Here is an 18,890-nt window from a genome sequence, read left to right as displayed (position 1 = left end):
CAGCCAAGCTCACAGCGTCTGCGTCGTGTAATCCCCCTCAGGCTCGTAGAGGCCGTCCTCGATCTTGGTCTTGTGGACGACATTCAGCCGGCCGCCTTCAACCTTGGAGATGTTCTGGATGCCAAAGCACTGGTGGATCTTGCCGTTGAAGGTTTTCGGCCCTTGCGGGTGCTCCGGCCCCTCGGCGAACTCGGTCAACGCCTCGGTCGCCTCGACCAGCTTGGCGCGGTCTTCCGGGCCCTTGTAGCCGGCATCCTCCATCGCCTTCTTGACGACGTAGAGCGTTTCCCAGCAGCCGAACATGTGCGCGGCGGTGGAGACGTCCTTGGGGTCGCCGACGGCGGCACCATTGTCGTCGATGCCGACGGCGGCGCGGTAGGCTTTCTGCGCAGGGGAGTCATCGGGCTGCGCATAACGCGGCGAGCCTTCCCAGAAATGGCTGCCGTCGAGGAATTCGAGGCCGGGGCTGTTGATGTCGGTGGCTTCGAGCGAATCGATGAAGCCGAACAATTGCGGCCGATTGGAGCCGTAGAACTCGCCGAGCTCCTTGACGAAGGTGAGCACCGCCGGGCCGACCATGACGTGGTAGATCACCTCGGTCTCCGCGGGGATCTGCGGGAAATATTTAGTGAAGGAGGATTCCGTCGGGGGGATGGCGATCTGGGCGATAACCTCGGCGCCTTGCGCCTTCAGGGCCGGCGGCAGGTAGTCGCGATGGTCGTAGCCGAAAGCGAAATCGGGGAAGATCTGCGTCACCTTCTTGCCGGCATTGGCGGCAATCCACGGCGCCATCGACTGGATCTGGCTCTTCACATCGGTGATGCCGGGCTGGAAGACGTAGCGGTTCAACTTGGTCGAGGCGACATGGTGGCCTTCGCTGACAACAAAATAGGGCATCTTGGCCTCGCCGGCGGCCGGCGCCGAGCCGATGACGACATGCGAAAACAGCGTGCCGTAGACGATATCGGTCTTGTGCTGAGACGCGAACTTGCCGACGACTTCGGCGCCCCGGCTGGGATCGGTGCCGTCATCCTCGATGATCACCTCGACGGGTCGGCCGTTGATGCCGCCGGCATCGTTGATCGCCTTGACGGCAGCCGCTGTGGTCTTCTCGTACCAGCGGCCATAGGCGGCGCCGATGCCGGTGCGGTGCGACTGGAAGCCGATCTTGATCGGCGCCGAGCTCTGCGCCTGGCTGTAACGCACGAAACCCGGCGCGACGGCAAGACCGGCGCCGGCGGCAAGGCCCTTCAGCGCCGTGCGGCGGGTGAGAGCGGATCTGGAGAGATCGAAAAACCCATTCTTGTCAGTCACGGCAGTTCCCCTTGTTTTTGAGCTTTGACCAATGGCTGTAGCAGGCAGGCCACTCTTGTTAAGAGGGGCGAAAATTGCATGTGTACAAACTAAATCACCAAAGCTCTGACGTGGCAAGCGAGCTTTCCCCAAGGTTCGATTGACGGCCATCGCACACCTCGTTCATCCGGCGCTCGGCGTCGCAAGCAGCCATAGGCCGAGGACGGTGTAGGCGATCATCAGCACGGTGAGCGGGAACTGGCTGAGCGCGGCGCGAGCCGGAATGGCGTGCAGCCGCCAGGCCAAGCCATGGGCGACAAGCACAGCAAGCATGTGGCCGCCAATGATGACGCCGGCCTGGAGGTTCCACAGCCACCACGCCGAGCCGGCGCCGGCGACAACGCCGGCTTCAATTGACATGTCTGCGGTACCGAACAGGTTCCAGCCAAGCGCAAACGGGTCGGAGAGAGCGGCAATTGCATATTGGCCGTCGACCAGCAGCGCCATCAGATAATGCGCGAAGTGGTAGGCGAGCGCGATCGGTACGATCGACCAGGCCAAAAGCCCGGCGGCGTGACCGAGCGAATGGTTGCTGCCGGCAAGGTGCTGGCCAAGAAAGACGGCTAGCGCGAACACGGCCGCAAGCACGGCAAAGCTCAGCACAAGGCCGAAGCTGCCGATGCCGATCAAAGCGGTGCGTCCAGGAAATTCCAGCGGATTGATGCCGAACCAGCCTAGCCAGAAGAAGGTTTTCGACAGGCCGTCGAAGGACACAGACGACAGCGCAAGCAGCAGGAAAGCGACGCCGCTGAGCGGTAGCCGCGCGCCACCGAGCAGCCTGGCACCCGGCCAGCAGAGTTTGAGCCGGCCGTCTTCATTGCGCTCGACGATGGCGAAGTGCGCTACCATGGAAAAGAACACCGTCAGGAACTCACCGCGCAGGCTCCAGTCGCGATATCCGAAGACCTGCATGGCGGCAAAGGTCAGCAGCCAATAGGCGCCGGCGGCCCAGGCCAGCCGCGCCGGATCGTCGGGCGCAGGGTCGATCAGCTCGAACCAGGCGAAGGCGAAGAACAGCAGGAAAGCCGGCCAATAGCCGAGCCGTTGGGGGAGCAGATACGGCTGCGTTCTGCCGGACAGGCGCGAGGCGACGCGGCATGGCCCGTACCAGGGGTTGAGCCACGACCAGAGATCGCCGGCGAGCCCCTGCAACAGAGCCAGGCCAACCCAGAGCAGCGTCCATACGGTCAGCGGCAGCGGATTGGAAAGCGGATCGCGGCTGCCGAACAGGCCGGCGGCAATCAGAATTGCAAAGCCGGCAAAGGATACCAGGCTGACGGCAGTCCGCGCGCCGTCGCCGAAGGCGAAAAGCGGCAGGCGTTTGCGCCAGAAGCGGTCGAGGGGGTCCGGCGGCAGTAGAGCCAGGACAAGGAAGCTGGCGGCAACCGCGAGCGCGCCACCGACGACGTAGTAGCCGGTGGGAAGCAGCAGGACATGGCCGCGGTCGGAGGCGTGGGCGAAGGCGGGCGTGGATGGGAATGCCAAGGAAGCGACGAGGCCGGGAAAGGGCCTGATTGCCGAAATGCAGCGCTCTACAGCGCCCCCCTCTGTCCTGCCGGACATCTCAAGCGGGGAGATCGGCGGTTCCGCCGTCGGCTCTCCTTCTGCAACTTCAGCAATTGGCGAAAGCAGCAATGAGGGCGCAATCTCCCCCCTCGCGGGGAAGATGTCCGGCAGGACAGAGGGGGGCGCGAAGGAACTCATACTACGCAAGAGTTCCCCTACTTCACACCTTCACCAACTGCTCCACGCGGTCCTTCTGGCCGAAGATGCGCAAATAGCGCTCGATCTCTTTCTCGTCGCCTGTCGACTTGGCCGGATTGTCGGAAAGCTTGACCGCCGGCCTGCCGTTGGCTTCGGTGACCTTGCAGACCAGCGAGATGGCGTCTAGCCGGTTGGTCTCGGTCGGCGCGCAGCCCTCGAAATCGTTGGTCAGGTTGGTGCCCCAGCCGAAGGACATGCGCACCTTGCCGCGGAAATGGCGATAGGTTTCCTCGATGGTCTCGACCTCCAGCCCATCCGAGAAGATGAGCAGCTTCTGCTTGGGGTCCTTGCCCTTTTCGCGCCACCAGGAAATGATTTTCTCGCCGCCTTCGATCGGCGGCGCGCTGTCGGGGCGGAAGCCGGTCCAGTCGGCGACCCAGTCCGGTGCATCGCGCAGGAACGCCGCGGTGCCGAAGGTGTCCGGCAGTACGATCAGCAGGTTGCCGCCGTAGTAGCGCTGCCAGTCCTGCAGCACGTTGTAGGGCGACCGTTTCAATTCCTTTTCCGAATTGGTGAGCGCGGCGAACACCATCGGCAGCTCATGCGCGTTGGTGCCGAGCGCCTCGAGATCGTTGTCCATGGCGAGCAGCACGTTGGAGGTGCCAGTGAAGGCCTCGCCGATGCCCTCCTTCAACGCTTCGACGCACCAGCGCTGCCACAGGAAAGAATGACGGCGGCGGGTGCCGAAATCCGAGATGCGGATGCCGGGCAGCGCCTTCAGCCGCTCGGTCTTGGCCCACATCTTGGCCTTGGCGCGGGCATAGAGCACGTCGAGCGCGAACGGCCCGAACGCCCGCATGGCCGCGCGAGATCGAAGTTCATTGATAATTGCCAGCGCCGGGATCTCCCACAGCGTCGTGTACATCCACGGACCGCTGAAGGCGAGTTCGTATTGGCCGTCGCGCTTGGAAAGCTCGTATTCGGGCAGCCGGAAATTTTCCAGCCAGGCGAGGAATTCCGGTTCGAATATCTGCTTGCGGCCATAGAAGGTGTTGCCGCCGAGCCAGATCATCTCCTTCTTAGAGAAGCGCAAGGTGCGGGCATGGTCGAGCTGCTCGCGCAGCTCCGTCTCATCGATCTCCTCGGCAAGGCGGACCGAGGTGGTGCGGTTGATCAGCGAGAAGGTGGCGTCGACCTTGGGATACATGCCCCAGATCATCTGCAGCATCAGAAGCTTGTAGAAATCGGTGTCGAGCAAGCTGCGGACGATCGGGTCGAGCTTCCAGGTGTGATTGTAGACGCGCCGCGCTATATCGGTCTTTGCCATCGCTTAATGCGCCTTCGTTGCTCGCTCTAGCTTTTGTCTAGCGCAATTCCGGACGGAAAACCGCTGCGCACTTTTCCTGGAATTGCTCCAAATGCCTCTTAGCATCGAATTTTTGAACGCGCCTCCCGCTTTGCGGGCTGGCCCGACAAAAAGAAGCCCCTGCTGCAAGCGGCGCCTACGGCAGTTTCGGCCTCAGGATGCGGTCTTGGCGCCGACCACCTTGAGCGCCGGACGCTTGCGGCGAATGCCGATGCGGCCTGCCACCGGTGCGTCAGCGCGGCGGTCGGCCTGTTCTTTCTCGGCAAACAGCCAGTCGATGAACAATTGCACGATCGGCGCCGACCGCATCTCGTTGCGGCAGACGACGTAGAAATCGTCGACGGCCGGCACGGAAAGACTGAACGGGGCGACAAGCAGGCCCCTGGCGAGCAGTCCGCTTGCCGTCACCGTATCGCCGAGCGCCACGCCATGGCCGTGAACCGCGGCCTCGGTCGCCATCCGCGCATCGCCGAGATGATGGCGACGGCCGCGCTCGAGGTCCAGCGCGTCGGCGGCGGCCAGCCAGGTATGCCATTCGCGGCCGTCGTCGCCATGCAGGAAGACGTGATCGGCGAGGTCGCGGACGGTGCGGATCGGGCGGTTGTTGATCAGCGTCGGGCTGACCACCGGGAACAGTTCGAGGCCCGACCATTTGCGCATCCAGCAGTCGGTCCAGCTGCCGTCACCATAGTGCACGCAGACATCGATGTGCGGTGCGCGGACGTCCTTGGCATCATTGGATGGGATCAGCGTCAGCCTGATATCCGGATATTGCGAGGTGAAGCTGCCCAGCCGCGGGATCATCCACAGCAACAGTAGCGCCGGCACGCAGGATACAGAGAGAACGCCGGTGCTGGCCGGTCTCGTCATGCGCTGCGTGGCGGCGGCAATGCCGTCGAAGGCGGTCGACACCGCCGGCAGCAACTCGGCGCCGTGCGGCGTCAGCTTCACCCGCTGACCGGCACGCTCGAACAGCTTGACACCCAACGATTGCTCGAGCGCCTTGATCTGATGGCTGATGGCGCCGTGGGTGACGTTGAGCTCAGCCGCCGCCTTGCTCAGCGAGGCGTGGCGCGCCGTCGCCTCGAAGGCGCGCAGCGGGTTGAGCGGTGGCAAACGCTTGGCCATTTGGACCCTAGGCTCTGTGAGATTTTCTCACAGATAACACCCTAACAATATCAATTGATTTTTCAATGCAGCTACGGGACACTTTGCCCAGGCATTGCATCAAGACGTGAAATCTGCAGGCAGCCGGCGGCTGCGGCTATCGAGGCCGCCGCCCGCGCGCCGCACCAGCCATGGAGGACCGACATGGGTTACGACCGCGGCAAGCTCGAAGCGTTGCGCCACAAATACGGCGAGAGCCATGGCGGCGAAATGTTCGACCCGAAATTCCAGCGTGTCGCCGAGAAGATCTTCTCCAAGACCGGCACGCGACTGGCGCCCTATTCCGGCATCCCGACCTTCCTCGCGGCGCCCTATCGTGAAATCGCCGCCGACAATCCGGATTTCGGCGATCTGCACGTGGCGATGATCGGTGTGCCGATGGATCTGGGCGTCACCAACCGGCCGGGCGCCCGTTTCGGGCCAAGGGCGTTGCGCGCCATCGAGCGCATCGGCCCCTACAATCATGTGCTGGAATGCGCACCGACGCATGAGCTGAAGGTCGCCGACATCGGCGACGTGCCGTTCCAGAGCCGCTACCGGCTGGAGACCAGCCATGACGACATCGAACGCCGCACCAACCAGATCGTCGACGCCGGCGTCCTGCCCTTGTCTGTCGGCGGCGACCATTCGATCAGCCACCCGATCCTGAAGGCGGTCGGCAAGAAGGCGCCGGTGGGCATGATCCATATCGACGCTCATTGCGATACCAGCGGCCTGTTCGACATGACCAAGTTCCACCATGGCGGGCCGTTCCGCAACGCGGTGCTGGACGGCGTGCTCGACCCGAGCCGCACCATCCAGATCGGCATTCGCGGCTCGGCCGAATATCTGTGGGAGTTCACCTATGAGTCCGGCATGACCGTCGTGCATGCCGAAGAGGTGACCGGCCTCGGCATTCCCGCCATTATCGAGAAGGCGCGCAGGATAGTCGGCGACGGCCCGACCTATGTCTCCTTCGACATTGACAGCATCGATCCGGCCTTCGCGCCGGGCACCGGCACACCGGAAGTCGGCGGGCTGACGACGCGCGAAGTGCTCGAGCTGCTGCGCGGCCTGAAGGGACTCAACATCGTCGGCGGCGACGTGGTCGAGGTGGCACCGCAGTACGACGCGACCACCAACACGGCGCACGCCGGCGCGCAGGTGCTGTTCGAGATCCTCAGCCTGATGGTCTTCAGCCCGGCAATCACCGGCAAGGCGGGCTGACACGCTCGACCATGATCCCGAAAGTGGGAACCGGTTTTCGGAGAAGATCATGGTCCACCAGAGAATCCAAGGGCGACCGCCGCGCTGGAGCCGGCGGTTGCACTCAAACAAACAAGCTTCCAGCAGGGGAATGACAATGACACTTCACATGAAACTCAAATCGTCCGTCGCCGCCGTGCTGATGCTCGGCGCGACGGGTCTTGCTTTCACCATCCAGGCCGCCAATGCCGACGCGATCGATGACATAGCCAAGGCCGGCGCCATCAATGTCGGCATCTTTTCCGACTTCCCGCCCTTTTCCTCGGCCAGCGCCGACATGAGCATCAAGGGCTACGACATCGACGTGGCGCAATCCATCGCCGACCAGCTCAAGGTCAAGCTCAATCTGGTCAGCGTGACCGGCCAGAACCGCATTCCGTACCTGACCGACAAGCGCGTCGACCTGCTGATGAGCGTCGGCTACTCCAAGGAGCGAGAGCAGGTGATCGATTTCGCCGCCGCCTACGCACCCTACTACATCGCCGTCATCGGCCCGGCAGCACTCTCGGTCAAAGGCAAGGAAGACCTTGCCAACAAGTCGATCGCCGTCAATCGCGGCACGCTGGAGGACACCTCGCTGACCGAGGCGGCACCCGCCTCGGCCGACATCCGCCGTTTCGACAACTATAATTCCGTCATCCAGGCGTTCATCTCGGGCCAGACCCAACTGATGGTGGTCGGCAACGATGTCGGCGCCCAGGTGCTCGCCCGGCAGGAGGAACTGAAGCCGGAGCAGAAATTCCAGCTTCTTACCTCGCCCTCGCATATCGGCCTCAACAAGAAGGAAGACCGCCTCAAGCAAGCGGTCAACGATGCGGTCGCCAAGATGCTGGCCGACGGCAAACTGGACGAAAGCTCGAAGGCCTGGCTGAAGACACCGCTCGATCCCGCCAATCTCAAGGATTGATCGCCGGTGACGTATAGCCTCGACTTCGGCTGGCTTGCCGGGGCGACAGGGGCGATCGCGCGCGGCGCGGCCACGACGATCCTGCTGATCACTGTCACCACGCTGGCGGGAACGTTGCTCAGCATCCTCGGCGCGGCAGGGCGGCGGAACGGTCCGCTGCTGCTCAAGCGGGCGATCGGCGTTTATGTCGAGATGATCCGCAACACGCCGTTCCTGGTGCAGCTGTTCTTCATCTTCTTCGGGCTGCCCAGCATCGGCGTCAGGCTCGATCCGGTGCTGGCAGCCATGTTGGCGATGACGCTCAACATGGCCGCCTACACGATCGAGATCGTTGGCGCCGGGCTCGACGCGGTGCCGCCCGGGCAGACGGAAGCGGCACTGGCGCTTGGGCTCAGGCCGCGCCAGGTCTTCATCAAGATCGTGCTGCCGCAGGCGCTCAAGGTGATCTATCCGGCGCTGACCAGCCAGATCGTCATCATGATGCTGGAATCCGCCGTGGTATCGCAGATCGCCGTTCGCGAGCTGACCTATGAAGCCGACATGCTGCAGGCGCGCACGTTCCGGGCTTTCGAGACCTATTTCGTGGTGACGATGGTCTACCTCGCCCTGTCGATTGGGCTGCGCCAGCTGCTGGTCGGCGGCGGCCGCCGGCTTCTCGGAGCCGGCGTGTCATGATCGAATTCACCTTCTGGGACATTCTGCGCAACCTGCTGCTGGCGGCGCGCTGGACGGTGCTCTTGTCGCTGGCCGCGTTTGTCGGCGGGGCCGTGGTCGGCATGATCGTGCTGTTCTTCCGGATCGCCAAGAATAAATGGGCGCGCCGGTTTGCCTCCGGCTACATCGCGCTTTTCCAGGGCACGCCGCTGCTGATGCAGCTCTTCCTGATGTTCTTCGGCTTGCCGATGCTGGGCCTGCGCATCGAGCCGTGGACCGCGGCGGTGCTTGGCCTGACCTTCTTCGCCAGCGCCTATCTCGCCGAGATCTGGCGCGGCGGCGTCGATGCGCTGCCGCGCGGCCAGTGGGACGCCGGCGCCAGCCTCGGCCTGCACTATCTGCATGAACTCCGGCTGATCATCCTGCCGCAGGCGTTTTCGATCACCCGCGCACCGACCGTCGGCTTCCTGGTGCAGCTGATCAAGTCGACCGCGCTGACCTCGATCATCGGTTTCGAGGAGCTGGTGAGGACATCCAACGCGATCAACAATGCGACCTTCGAACCGTTCAAAGTCTATGGGCTGGTAGCACTGATCTTCTTCGTCATGTGCTTTCCGCTGACGCAATACGCACGTTCGCTCGAGCAGCGGGCGGCGGCCCGCTGAGCGGGCGACCAGCAATTCAACGCCCGAATACCAGCGGCGGCGCGATCCTGTCACGCCGCAGCCAGCGCACCAGCAGGAGTGCCGCAACCACCGCCAGTCCCGACGACAGGCCGATCCAGATGCCGACGCCGTTGAAGCCGAAACGAAAGGCCAGCAGCACGCCGAGCGGCAGCCCGATGCCCCAATAGCCGATCGCGGCATAGATCATCGGCACCTTGGTGTCGTGCAGGCCGCGCAGCATGCCGCTGGCGACCGCCTGCGCACCGTCAAAAACCTGGAACAGCGCAGCAAAGGCGAGGAACGAGACGGCAAGCGCCACCACCTCGGCATTAGCCGGATTGCCCAGATCGATGAAGGCGCCGATCAAGAGATGCGGCCACAGGATCATCACCAGCCCCATCAGCGCCATGAAGGAGACACCGACGACATAGGCGGTCCAGCCAGCCCGGCTGACACCTTCCGGATTGCCGGCGCCGTGGGCAAGTCCGACGCGCACCGTCACCGCCTGGTTGAGGCCGAGCGGCACCATAAAGGTGACCGAGGCGATCTGGATGGCGATCGCATGGGCGGCAAGCGAAGCCGCATCGATCAGGCCCATGAGAAAGGCGGCCGCGTTGAAGATCGTCACCTCGAACGCCAGCAGGCCGGCGATCGGCAGGCCGAGCCGCAGCAGGCCCTTGAAGCGCGGCCAGTCGGCGCGCCAGAAGCGTCCGAACAGACGATAGCGCCGGAACTTCTTCTCAAGCATCACCACCATCGCCATGCCGGCGAACATCAGCGTGCTGGACAGAGTGGTGGCAAGGCCGGAGCCGGCGATGCCCATCGAAGGGATGCCGAGATTGCCGAACATGAACAGCCAGTTGAAGAAGGCATTGCAGGCGACGGCAACGAAAACGATGATCAGTGCCCAGCCCGGCCGCTCCAGCGCCGAAATGAACGAGCGCAGGACGATGTAGCCGAAAAAGGGCAGCACCGCCCATTCGAGCCAGCGCAGATAGATGCCGGCCTGGTGCGCCAACGCCGGTTCCTGACCCATGGCCAGCAACACGCTCTCGCCGTGCCAGAGAAGGGCCCATATCGGAATGCAAATGAGGATCGCCAGCCACAGACCCTGGCGCACGGTGCGGCGCAGGTCGCGCACCGAGTGCCGACGGCGGCCGAGCTCGGTCGCCATCATCGGCGAGGTCGCCAGCATCAGGCCGAGCCCGAAGATGAGCGGCATGAAGTAGAGGTTGGCACCAAGCGCACCACTGGCCAGCGTGTCCGGCCCCAGCCGTCCCATCATCATGACGTCGGTAGCGGTCATCGCGGTCTGGCCGAGATTGGTCAGCACCATCGGCCAGGCGAGCGCCAGCATCGCCCTGATTTCCCGACGCCAAAGGTTTTCCGGCGCGCGAGCGTCGGCTTCGATCGCAGACATTCTAGTTTTCCGCCTATCCGATTGCGGCACGTCGGCAAGAGCCGGAAGCCGCGTCTCAGCGCGGAAACGGCCATGATCGGCCGGATTCCGCATTACGGCGAGTTTGTCTATGAAATAGGCACCGGTGGCAAGAGGCTGACTTGCGGAAGGGTTAAGCCAGTCAGCTCCATGCAGGCTGTTGGAGAGGCTATGGAAGCCGCTATGGTCGCGGCAGATCCATTTGAAAGGCAGCCTGATGAGCACGTTTCCCGAAATCTATCTGGTTCGGCATGGCGAGACGGAATGGAGTGCGTCCGGAAAACATACCGGCCGAACCGACATACCGCTGACGCCGGTCGGCGAGGAAGCGGCAAGGCGGATCGCTGAGCGGCTCAAGGGCCTGTCCTTCTCGGCGGTGTGGTCGAGCCCGTCGCAGCGCGCCTTCAACACCTGTGCGCTGGCCGGCTTCGGCTCGTCAGGCGTGAAGAAGGACGATCTGGCGGAGTGGGATTATGGTGCCTATGAGGGATTGACCACCAAGCAAATCCTCGCCGAGCGCCCCGGCTGGCGTCTTTTTCGCGACGGCTGCCCGAGCGGCGAGTCCGCCACGGATGTCGGCTCGAGGGCGGACCGGATCGTCAGCCGGTTGCGCGAGGTCGGCAGCAATGTCCTGGTCTTCTCAAGCTCGCATTTCCTTAGAGTGCTGGCCGCACGCTGGCTCGGCCTGCCGCCGCAAGCCGGCGCGTTTTTCGTGCTGGATACCGCCAGCATAAGCGTGCTCGGTTATGAGCACGACCTTGACGAGCCGGTCATCCGGCGCTGGAACCAGAGATAGCAACCGATCCGATTTATCGGATCGCGTCCAGCGCCTGCCTTTGCCTGTGCATTTCGAGAAACACGCGGTAGTCGCGATCGAACCGGCCGGCGGCAGCCGGATTGGGCTCTCGCGTCCTGCCGCCCTGTTGCATGGCGACGCAGGCAGCGTTCAAATCGGGAAAAAGCCTGGCCGCGGTGGCGGCAATCATGCCGGTGCCGAGCAGCACCGCCTCGTCCGCCAGCGGCTCGACCACCGTGCAGCCGGTGGCATCGGCATAGAGCTCCATCAACAGCGGGTTCTTGGTGTGGCCGCCGGTGACGTGCAGCGTGTCGATCAGATAGCCGTTCTCGTTCAGCGCTTCCAGCACATGACGGACGCCAAGCGCGACGCTGACGGCGGTGCGCCAGTAGAGCTTGCACAGACTGTCGAAGGAGGCATCCAGCGTCAGCCCGCTGATGACGCCGACGGCATGCGGGTCGGCGAGCGGGGAGCGGTTGCCGTGAAAATCGGGCAGCACGTGCAGCCTTGCGGCGAGGTTGTCGCCCTCGGCGGCGCGCAGCTCGGCGACGCGGCGGGCAATTCTGGCATGCATGGCGGCATCCGGCTCGCCGCCAGCGCCATGCCAGCGGATGATGTGGTCGAGCAGCGCGCCGGTGGCCGACTGGCCACCTTCCGACAGCCACAGGCCGGGAAGGGCTGCGCCATAATATGGGCCCCAGACACCGGCGAAAGGCTGCGGATCGGGCGACATCGCCATGACGCAACTCGACGTACCTGCAATCAGGGCCAGATGGCGGCCGATGTTCGTCGCGTCACCGGCGAAACCGCCGAGCACGCCAAGCGCGCCGGCATAGGCATCGATGACGCCGGCGCCGACCCGGCATTTTTCGGTGAGGCCAAGCTCCGTCGCGGCTTGCGCGCCGAGCGGGCCGATATCGGCACCGACCGGGCTTGCCTTTTCCGGCAGGTTGCCGTGCTCAAAGACATCGCCGAGCCCGACGGCTTCGAAGAAGTCGCGCCGCCAGCCGGTCGCTTCATGGGCTAGATAGGTCCATTTGGCGGTCAGCGTGCATTGTGAACGGGAGAGCGAGCCGCTTGCCTTCCAGGTGAGGAAGTCGGTGAGGTCGAATAGATAGCCGGCTTCGTTCCATGTTCCGGGCAGGTTGCGCTTCAGCCACATCAGCTTCGGCGTCTCCATTTCCGGCGACATGACGCCGCCGATATAGTCGAGCACAGCGTGGCCGCTTTCAGTGCATTCGTCGGCCTCGGCAATTGCGCGATGGTCGAGCCAGACAATGGTGTCCCAGCGCCTTTCACCAGTGACGGACACGCTGAGCTGGCCGCCATGCCGGTCTCGCACCACCAGCGAGCAGGTGGCATCAAAGGAGATGCCGACGATATCCTCGGCCCGCACGCCCGCCTTTTCGCGGGCAGCGCGGACGGCCATGCACACCGCCGACCATATATCCTGCGAATCGTGCTCGGCATGATCGGCCTTCGGCTGTTGCATGGCGATCGGGTGCTCGGCGCGGCCGAGCAAGGCGCCACCGGTGTCGAGAATGCCGGCACGAGCGCTTCCGGTGCCGACATCGACCGCGCAAACGAAACTGTTGGTCAAGGTGTTCTTGCTCTCGCTCCCAGGCCTGCAATCAGATCGGGCAATTGCAGCATGTCAGCGAATATAAAGTCCGGCTCACTCGACGCAAGCCGCGCTTTCAATGCCGGGTTGCCGGTGTGCGAGCCGCCGGTGAAGGCAAGGACGCGCATGCCGGCCGCCCGCGCCGCTTCGATGCCGGCCGGGCTGTCCTCGACGACGAGGCAGTTTCGCGGGGCCGCTCTCATTTTATCTGCTGCATGGAGAAAGAGATCGGGCGCCGGTTTGCCCCGCGCCACCATGGCGGCGCTGAACAAATGCGGCTCCAGCAGCCCAAGCAACCCGGTGACGTCGAGCGCATAGCGGATGCGTTCCAGGGTGCCGGAGGAGGCGACGCAGCACGGTACGCCGAGCCTCGGCAGGACCTGTGCGATACCTGGCATCGGTTTCAGCTCCTCGCGGAATCTGCGCATCAGTTCGGAGCGCATCTCGGTCAGATGCTGCTCGGTGAGATCGAGCCCGAAGTCGCTTGCGAGGATTTCGCGGACGCTCTTCATGCTCTTGCCGAGGAAGTGCTCGTAGGCAATGTCCTCGCTGACGTTGCCACCGGCAAGCGCGATCATCTCCAACAATGCCGAGACGGACAGCATCTCACTGTCCACCAGCACGCCGTCACAGTCGAAAATGACCAGTTCAGGCGTCATCGCGCTGGATCGGCTTCAGAGGTCGCCGGCGAGATAGCGCGTCAGTGTCGCGCGCGCGCCGTCCGCCCACAGCAGTCTCAGCGCTTGGCCGAAGGCTTCAGCGAACGGCGGCGAGCGGCCGACATCGCCATAGATGTCCTCCATGGCAAGCCAGGCGGCAGGCATGTCCCTCGCCGCCTTGGCCGTCGCCTGCAACCGGCCCCAGTTCGGGTCGTTGGGCTCGGTGACGGCACCGGAATCCGTCGTGCCGAAGCAGTAGCGACACCAGAGCGCCGATTCCAGCGCAAGGCCGGTGACACTTTTGCCAGCCTTCAGCCGGTCGGTGATGGTCGGGATGATGAATTTCGGCTGGCGGTTGGAGCCGTCGAGGCAAAGCCGGCGTATGGTGTCGCCGATCTTCGGATTGGAGAAGCGGTGCTCGATGAGCTGGTAGTAATCTTCGAGGTCGGTGTCCGGAACCGGCGGCACGGTCGGGATGATTTCGTCATGCTCGAGCTTGTCGAGGAAGCCGCGTACCAGCGGCTCCTGCATCGCCTCATGGACGAAATGGATGTCCATCAGCCCGGCCGGATAGGCGATGGTCGCATGGCCGCCGTTGAGGATGCGGATCTTCATCAGCTCATAGGGCGCGACGTCGCTGACGAACTGCACGCCGACTTTTTCCAGCGGCGGGCGGCCGTCGGTGAAACGGTCCTCCAGCACCCATTGCTTGAACGGTTCGCAAAACACCGGCCAATTGTCGTCGAGGCCGAACTCGCTGGAGAGAATGCCGCGCTCGCGGTCGGTGGTGGCCGGCGTGATGCGGTCGACCATGCCATTGGGAAAGGTAGCGTTCTCGCTCACCCAGTTTGCCAAACCTTCGTCGATCAGCCGCGCAAGGCCGATGACGCCATCTGAGGTGACGTGGCCGTTATGGGGAATGTTGTCGCAGGACATGATTGTGAAGGGCACGATACCGTCGGCGCGGCGGCGCAGCAGCCCGGCGAGAACGAGGCCGAAGACGGTCTTCGGCGTCGCCCCCGGCTCAGCGTCGGCAACGATGTCGGGATGTGTCGGATTGAAGACGCCGGATGCCGGATCGATGAAATAGCCGCCCTCGGTTATGGTCAGGGAAACGATCTTGATCGCCGGATCGGCAAGCCGCTCGACGATTGCGGCCGCATCGCCCGGCACCAGGAAGTCGATCATGACGCCGGTGACGCGCGCGCTCATATGGCCGCTGTCCTGCTCGACCACGGTGGTCAGCCAGTCCTGCTCCTGCAACTTGCCGCGGCCGACCTTCTCGCCTTCGAAGACGCCGGCGCCGACAATGGCCCAGTCGTGGCCGACACCCGAATTGAACAGGTCGTCGAGATAGACGGCCTGGTGCGAGCGATGGAAATTGCCGACGCCGAAATGCACGATGCCGGCCTTGAGCGCGGCGCGATCGTATTTCGGGCCGGCGACCTTGGGCGGCAGCTTGGCGAGGATGGAAGAAGAGAGTTTCACGGTCATCTGCTTTACCCTTTAGCGGGACGGCTCTTCCCCCCGTGGAGGAGACGGGGGGAAGAGCGCCTTCGCCCCCTCAACTCATCCACTGGCCGCCATCGACATTATAGGTCTGGGCGACGATGTACTCGGCCTCATCGCTGGCCAGGAACACCGCCATGCCGGTGAGGTCTTGCGCCGTGCCCATGCGGCCATAAGGCACGGCTTCGCCGACCAGCCTCTTCTTCTCGCCCCTCGGCCGGTTCTCGAACTTGGCGAACAATGCATCGACATGGTCCCAATGCTCGCCGTCGACGACACCCGGGGCGATGGCATTGACGTTGATGCGGTGTTTGATCAGGTCGAGCCCTGCCGACTGGGTGAGCGAGATGACCGCGGCCTTGGTGGCGCAGTAGACGGCAACCACCGCCTCGCCGCGGCGCCCGGCCTGGCTTGCCATATTGATGATCTTGCCGCCCTTGCCGCGGGCAATCATAGAACGTGCGGCGGCCTGCAACGTAAACAGCGTGCCGGCGACGTTGACCGAAAACAATTTGTCGTAGCTTGTCTTGGTGATCTCGACGATCGGCGCCAAGTCGAACAAAGCAGCGTTGTTGATCAAGATATCGAGGCCGCCGGCCCTGGCTTCGACCGCCTTGACGGCCTCATCGATAGACGCGAGATCGGTGACGTCGAGCTTTACCGCGTAGGCATTGCGGCCGATTTCCGAAGCCGTCTTCTCGGCGGCTTCGAGATTGATGTCGCCAATCGCGACCGTCGCCCCTTCGCGCATGTAGGCTTCGGCAAACGCCCTGCCGATGCCGCGCGCCGATCCGGTAATCAGCGCCGATTTACCCCGGAGCCTCATTGCAGCATCGCCTTCCCGTCGGCGCCGAAACGATGCAGCTTGGCCTTTTCCGGCGTCAGGTAGATCGTGTCGCCGTGATGGGCGGCCAACTCGCCGTCGGCACGCACCGTCAGCTGCCCGACACCATCCGCCTGGACGTGCAAAAACGTGTCGGAGCCGAGATGCTCGGCAACCCCGACCGTCGCCTTCCAGTCGCCTGACGTCTTCGAAATGTTCATATGCTCCGGGCGGATGCCGACTGTCTTGGCGCCATATTTGGCGGCCGGCGCGCCTTCGATCAGGTTCATCTTCGGCGAACCTATGAAGCCGGCGACGAACAGGTTCTTCGGTGTCTTATAGAGCTCCATCGGCGAGCCGACCTGCTCGATATTGCCGGCATTGAGCACGACGATCTTGTCGGCCATGGTCATCGCCTCGATCTGGTCGTGGGTGACGTAGACCATGGTGGTCTTGAGCTGGTGATGCAGCTCGCTGATCTCCAGCCGCATGGTGCCGCGCAGCGCCGCGTCGAGATTGGACAAAGGCTCGTCGAACAGGAAGGCCGACGGCTGGCGCACGATGGCGCGGCCGATGGCGACGCGCTGCCGCTGGCCGCCGGAGAGCTGGCCGGGGCGGCGGTCGAGGTAGTTGGTGAGGTTCAGGATCCGCGCGGCGTCCTTCACCTTCTTGTCGATGGTCGCCTGGTCCTCGCCCGCCATCTTCAGCGGGAAGGCGATGTTCTTGGCCACCGTCATGTGCGGGTAGAGCGCATAGGACTGGAACACCATAGCCAGCTTGCGCTTGGCCGGCGCCTCGCCGGTGACGTCGCGACCATCGATGATGATGGTGCCGCCGCTGGTATCCTCGAGGCCGGCGATCAGACGCAACAGGGTGGATTTGCCGCAGCCCGACGGGCCGACGAAGACGACGAACTCTCCGTCCTCGATGACCAGATCGAGGCCGGGGATGATGGACGTCGCCCCGAAGGATTTGGAGACGTTCTTGAGCGTGATGTTTCCCATGGTTTCCTCCCCCGAAGGGCTATCTTTTCGTTTTGCGTCAGGCAATGCCCGCTACTTTACCGCGCCGAATGTCAGGCCTCGAACCAACTGCTTCTGGCTGAACCAGCCCATGATCAGGATCGGCGCGATCGCCAGCGTCGAGGCGGCCGAAAGCTTGGCCCAGAACAGCCCCTGCGGGCTGGAGAAGGAGCTGATGAAAGCGGTGAGCGGCGCGGCCTCGGTGGTGGTCAGCCGGATCGTCCAGAACGCCTCGTTCCAGGCGAGAATGATGTTGAGCAGCATGGTCGAGGCGATGCCGGGGACCGCCATCGGCGTCAGCACGTAGATTATCTCGTTCCAGAGCGATGCGCCGTCCATGCGCGCCGCTTCCAGGATCTCGCCCGGTATCTCGCGAAAATAGGTGTAAAGCATCCAGACCACGATCGGCAGGTTGATCAGCATCAGCATGACCATCAGGCCGATGCGGCTGTCGAGCAGACCGGTATCGCGGAAGATCAGATAGATCGGAAACAGAACGGCGACGGCCGGCATCATCTTGGTGGAAAGCATCCACATCAGGATGTCCTTGGTGCGTTTGCCCGGCGAAAACGCCATCGACCATGCCGCCGGTATGGCGACGAGCAGAGCCAGGATGGTCGAGCCGACCGACAGGAACACCGAGTTCAGGAAGAATTTGAAATAGCCGTTCTGCGCCTGGACCTCGGAATAGCTCTCCGTGGTTCCCGACGGGAACAGGTTGAAGCCCTGGATAGCCTCCTGCTCCGACTTGAACGAGGTGATGATCGTATAGAGGATCGGGAAGAAGATCAGCAGCGCGACGATCCAGGCGGCCGCGGTAGCAATCGTCTTGTGCTGGGTGGTGACTGCACGTGCCATGGTCAGGTCCTCCCTATCGGCGATGTTGGCGGCAGGGTCGACCCCCACTCCGGTTTGCTGCGCAAACCACCTCTCCCCCCGATCGACGGGGTAGAGGAAGAGCGCGGTTTCGATGCAGGCCTTTCCTCTACCCCGGGCAGGGGGAGAGCTGTCCCGCGCAGCGGGACGGAGTGGGGGTGGTTCAGCGCACGTGCCATCTTATCCTCCCTTATTTATCCAGGTTCTTGCCGACGGCGCGCATGGCGAAGAAGGCAACGATGTTGGCGAGAATGACGGCAATGATGCCGCCGGCGGACGCCTGGCCGATTTTGAACTCCAGCAATGCCTTCTGATAGACGAGGAAGGGCAGGTTGGTGGAGGCGTAACCCGGGCCGCCATTGGTGGTAACGAGGATCTCGGCATAGACCGACAGCAGGAAGATCGTCTGGATCAGGATGACGACGGTTATGGCGCGCGACATATGAGGCAGCGTCAAATAGATGAAGCGGCTGATGAAGCCGGCGCCGTCCATTTCGGCGGCTTCCTTCTGCTCGCCGTCGAGCGACTGAAGCGCGGTCAACAGGATCAGCGTAGCAAACGGCAGCCATTGCCAGGCGACGATGATGATGATCGCCAGGAGCGGGTGCTGCCCGAACCAATCGATCGGCTGCCCGCCGAAGAAGCGCGCAATATCGGCGAAAACCCCGTACTGCGGATGCATGATCATGTTCTTCCAGACCAGTGCTGCCACCGGTGGCATGACGAAGAACGGCGAGATGACAAGGATGCGGACGATGCCCTGTCCCCACATCGGCTGATCGAGCAGAAGGGCGAGCAGAATACCGCCGATCACCGTGATCAAAAGCACGCTGACGACGATGGTGAGCGTGTTGAGGATCGACTGCAGGAATGCCGGGTTGGAATAGAACAGCGCGTAGTTCGAAAACCCGACGAAGCCGTCGCGCATCGGATTGAGCGGGTTGTATTGCTGGAAGGAAAACCACAGCGTGAATGCCAGCGGCACAATCATCCAGACCAGCAGCAGCACCACGGATGGCGCCATCATGAAACGGGCAAGCGAACGGGTCTGCTGAGTAGCCATGACGGTCACCCTTCGAGGTCGG

Annotated in this window: 17 protein-coding genes; 5 read left to right on the top strand and 12 right to left on the bottom strand. The window is 63.4% G+C overall.

Annotation, left to right across the window (positions count from 1 at the left end):
- Positions 1–9: 9 nt before the first annotated feature.
- The 4 genes from NKH49_RS14025 to gcvA all read right to left on the bottom strand — a co-directional run bounded on the left by NKH49_RS14025 (position 10) and on the right by gcvA (position 5,551).
- Positions 10–1,314: an ABC transporter substrate-binding protein gene (locus NKH49_RS14025; RefSeq protein ID WP_352615059.1), complete on the bottom strand. Its 1,305-nt coding sequence runs from the start codon at positions 1,312–1,314 to the stop codon at positions 10–12.
- Positions 1,315–1,476: 162 nt separating this feature from the next.
- Complete coding sequence (locus NKH49_RS14020) at positions 1,477–2,916, bottom strand: hypothetical protein (protein WP_352615061.1); 1,440 nt, start codon at positions 2,914–2,916, stop codon at positions 1,477–1,479.
- A 163-nt stretch (positions 2,917–3,079) separates the two neighbouring features.
- Entirely contained in the window at positions 3,080–4,384 is a 1,305-nt protein-coding gene (pncB, locus tag NKH49_RS14015; protein ID WP_352472380.1) for a nicotinate phosphoribosyltransferase, read from the bottom strand.
- A 192-nt stretch (positions 4,385–4,576) separates the two neighbouring features.
- Entirely contained in the window at positions 4,577–5,551 is a 975-nt protein-coding gene (gene gcvA / locus NKH49_RS14010; protein ID WP_023676980.1) for a transcriptional regulator GcvA, read from the bottom strand.
- Positions 5,552–5,734: 183 nt separating this feature from the next.
- On the opposite strand from gcvA, the gene speB reads away from it, so the two are divergent.
- The 4 genes from speB to NKH49_RS13990 all read left to right on the top strand — a co-directional run bounded on the left by speB (position 5,735) and on the right by NKH49_RS13990 (position 9,061).
- Positions 5,735–6,796, top strand: coding sequence for an agmatinase (speB, locus tag NKH49_RS14005; RefSeq protein WP_352615063.1), 1,062 nt, complete (start codon positions 5,735–5,737; stop codon positions 6,794–6,796).
- 136 nt (positions 6,797–6,932) lie between these two features.
- Complete coding sequence (locus NKH49_RS14000) at positions 6,933–7,742, top strand: transporter substrate-binding domain-containing protein (protein WP_352615065.1); 810 nt, start codon at positions 6,933–6,935, stop codon at positions 7,740–7,742.
- Between the two features lie 6 nt (positions 7,743–7,748).
- Positions 7,749–8,417 (top strand): amino acid ABC transporter permease, encoded by a 669-nt coding sequence (locus NKH49_RS13995; RefSeq protein WP_352615067.1) that lies wholly within the window; start codon positions 7,749–7,751, stop codon positions 8,415–8,417.
- Positions 8,414–9,061, top strand: a complete 648-nt coding sequence (locus NKH49_RS13990; protein WP_352539924.1) for an amino acid ABC transporter permease — start codon at positions 8,414–8,416, stop codon at positions 9,059–9,061. Before NKH49_RS13995 ends, NKH49_RS13990 begins: the two co-directional genes overlap by 4 nt.
- 16 nt (positions 9,062–9,077) lie before the next feature.
- On the opposite strand, the gene NKH49_RS13985 is transcribed toward NKH49_RS13990, so the two are convergent.
- Positions 9,078–10,481 carry an MATE family efflux transporter gene (locus NKH49_RS13985; RefSeq protein WP_352615069.1) on the bottom strand — a complete coding sequence of 468 codons (1,404 nt, stop codon included), beginning with the start codon at positions 10,479–10,481 and terminating at the stop codon, positions 9,078–9,080.
- Between the two features lie 232 nt (positions 10,482–10,713).
- Between NKH49_RS13985 and NKH49_RS13980 the strand changes: the two genes are divergently transcribed.
- Positions 10,714–11,295, top strand: a complete 582-nt coding sequence (locus NKH49_RS13980) for a histidine phosphatase family protein (RefSeq protein ID WP_352615148.1) — start codon at positions 10,714–10,716, stop codon at positions 11,293–11,295.
- Positions 11,296–11,308: 13 nt separating this feature from the next.
- On the opposite strand, the gene NKH49_RS13975 is transcribed toward NKH49_RS13980, so the two are convergent.
- From NKH49_RS13975 to NKH49_RS13945, 7 genes are all read right to left on the bottom strand, one after another.
- A complete protein-coding gene (locus NKH49_RS13975) occupies positions 11,309–12,895 on the bottom strand; it encodes an FGGY-family carbohydrate kinase (protein ID WP_352615071.1) in 1,587 nt (528 codons plus the stop codon).
- Positions 12,892–13,575, bottom strand: coding sequence for an HAD family hydrolase (locus tag NKH49_RS13970; protein WP_352449475.1), 684 nt, complete (start codon positions 13,573–13,575; stop codon positions 12,892–12,894). Before NKH49_RS13970 ends, NKH49_RS13975 begins: the two co-directional genes overlap by 4 nt.
- 15 nt (positions 13,576–13,590) lie before the next feature.
- Entirely contained in the window at positions 13,591–15,069 is a 1,479-nt protein-coding gene (locus tag NKH49_RS13965; protein WP_352615073.1) for a mannitol dehydrogenase family protein, read from the bottom strand.
- A gap of 70 nt (positions 15,070–15,139) precedes the next feature.
- Entirely contained in the window at positions 15,140–15,910 is a 771-nt protein-coding gene (locus tag NKH49_RS13960) for an L-iditol 2-dehydrogenase (protein WP_352449477.1), read from the bottom strand.
- Positions 15,907–16,911 (bottom strand): ABC transporter ATP-binding protein, encoded by a 1,005-nt coding sequence (locus NKH49_RS13955; protein WP_023676991.1) that lies wholly within the window; start codon positions 16,909–16,911, stop codon positions 15,907–15,909. Before NKH49_RS13955 ends, NKH49_RS13960 begins: the two co-directional genes overlap by 4 nt.
- Before the next feature lie 51 nt (positions 16,912–16,962).
- Positions 16,963–17,787, bottom strand: a complete 825-nt coding sequence (locus NKH49_RS13950; protein WP_023676992.1) for a carbohydrate ABC transporter permease — start codon at positions 17,785–17,787, stop codon at positions 16,963–16,965.
- A gap of 208 nt (positions 17,788–17,995) precedes the next feature.
- Positions 17,996–18,868, bottom strand: a complete 873-nt coding sequence (locus NKH49_RS13945; RefSeq protein WP_031195183.1) for a carbohydrate ABC transporter permease — start codon at positions 18,866–18,868, stop codon at positions 17,996–17,998.
- Positions 18,869–18,890 lie beyond the last annotated feature (22 nt).

Origin of the sequence: Mesorhizobium sp. M1088, from assembly GCF_040318575.1 — a bacterium.
GTDB lineage: Bacteria > Pseudomonadota > Alphaproteobacteria > Rhizobiales > Rhizobiaceae > Mesorhizobium.
The sequence above is the reverse complement of the archived record's forward strand: the minus strand, read 5'-3'. Positions and strand labels throughout refer to the sequence as shown.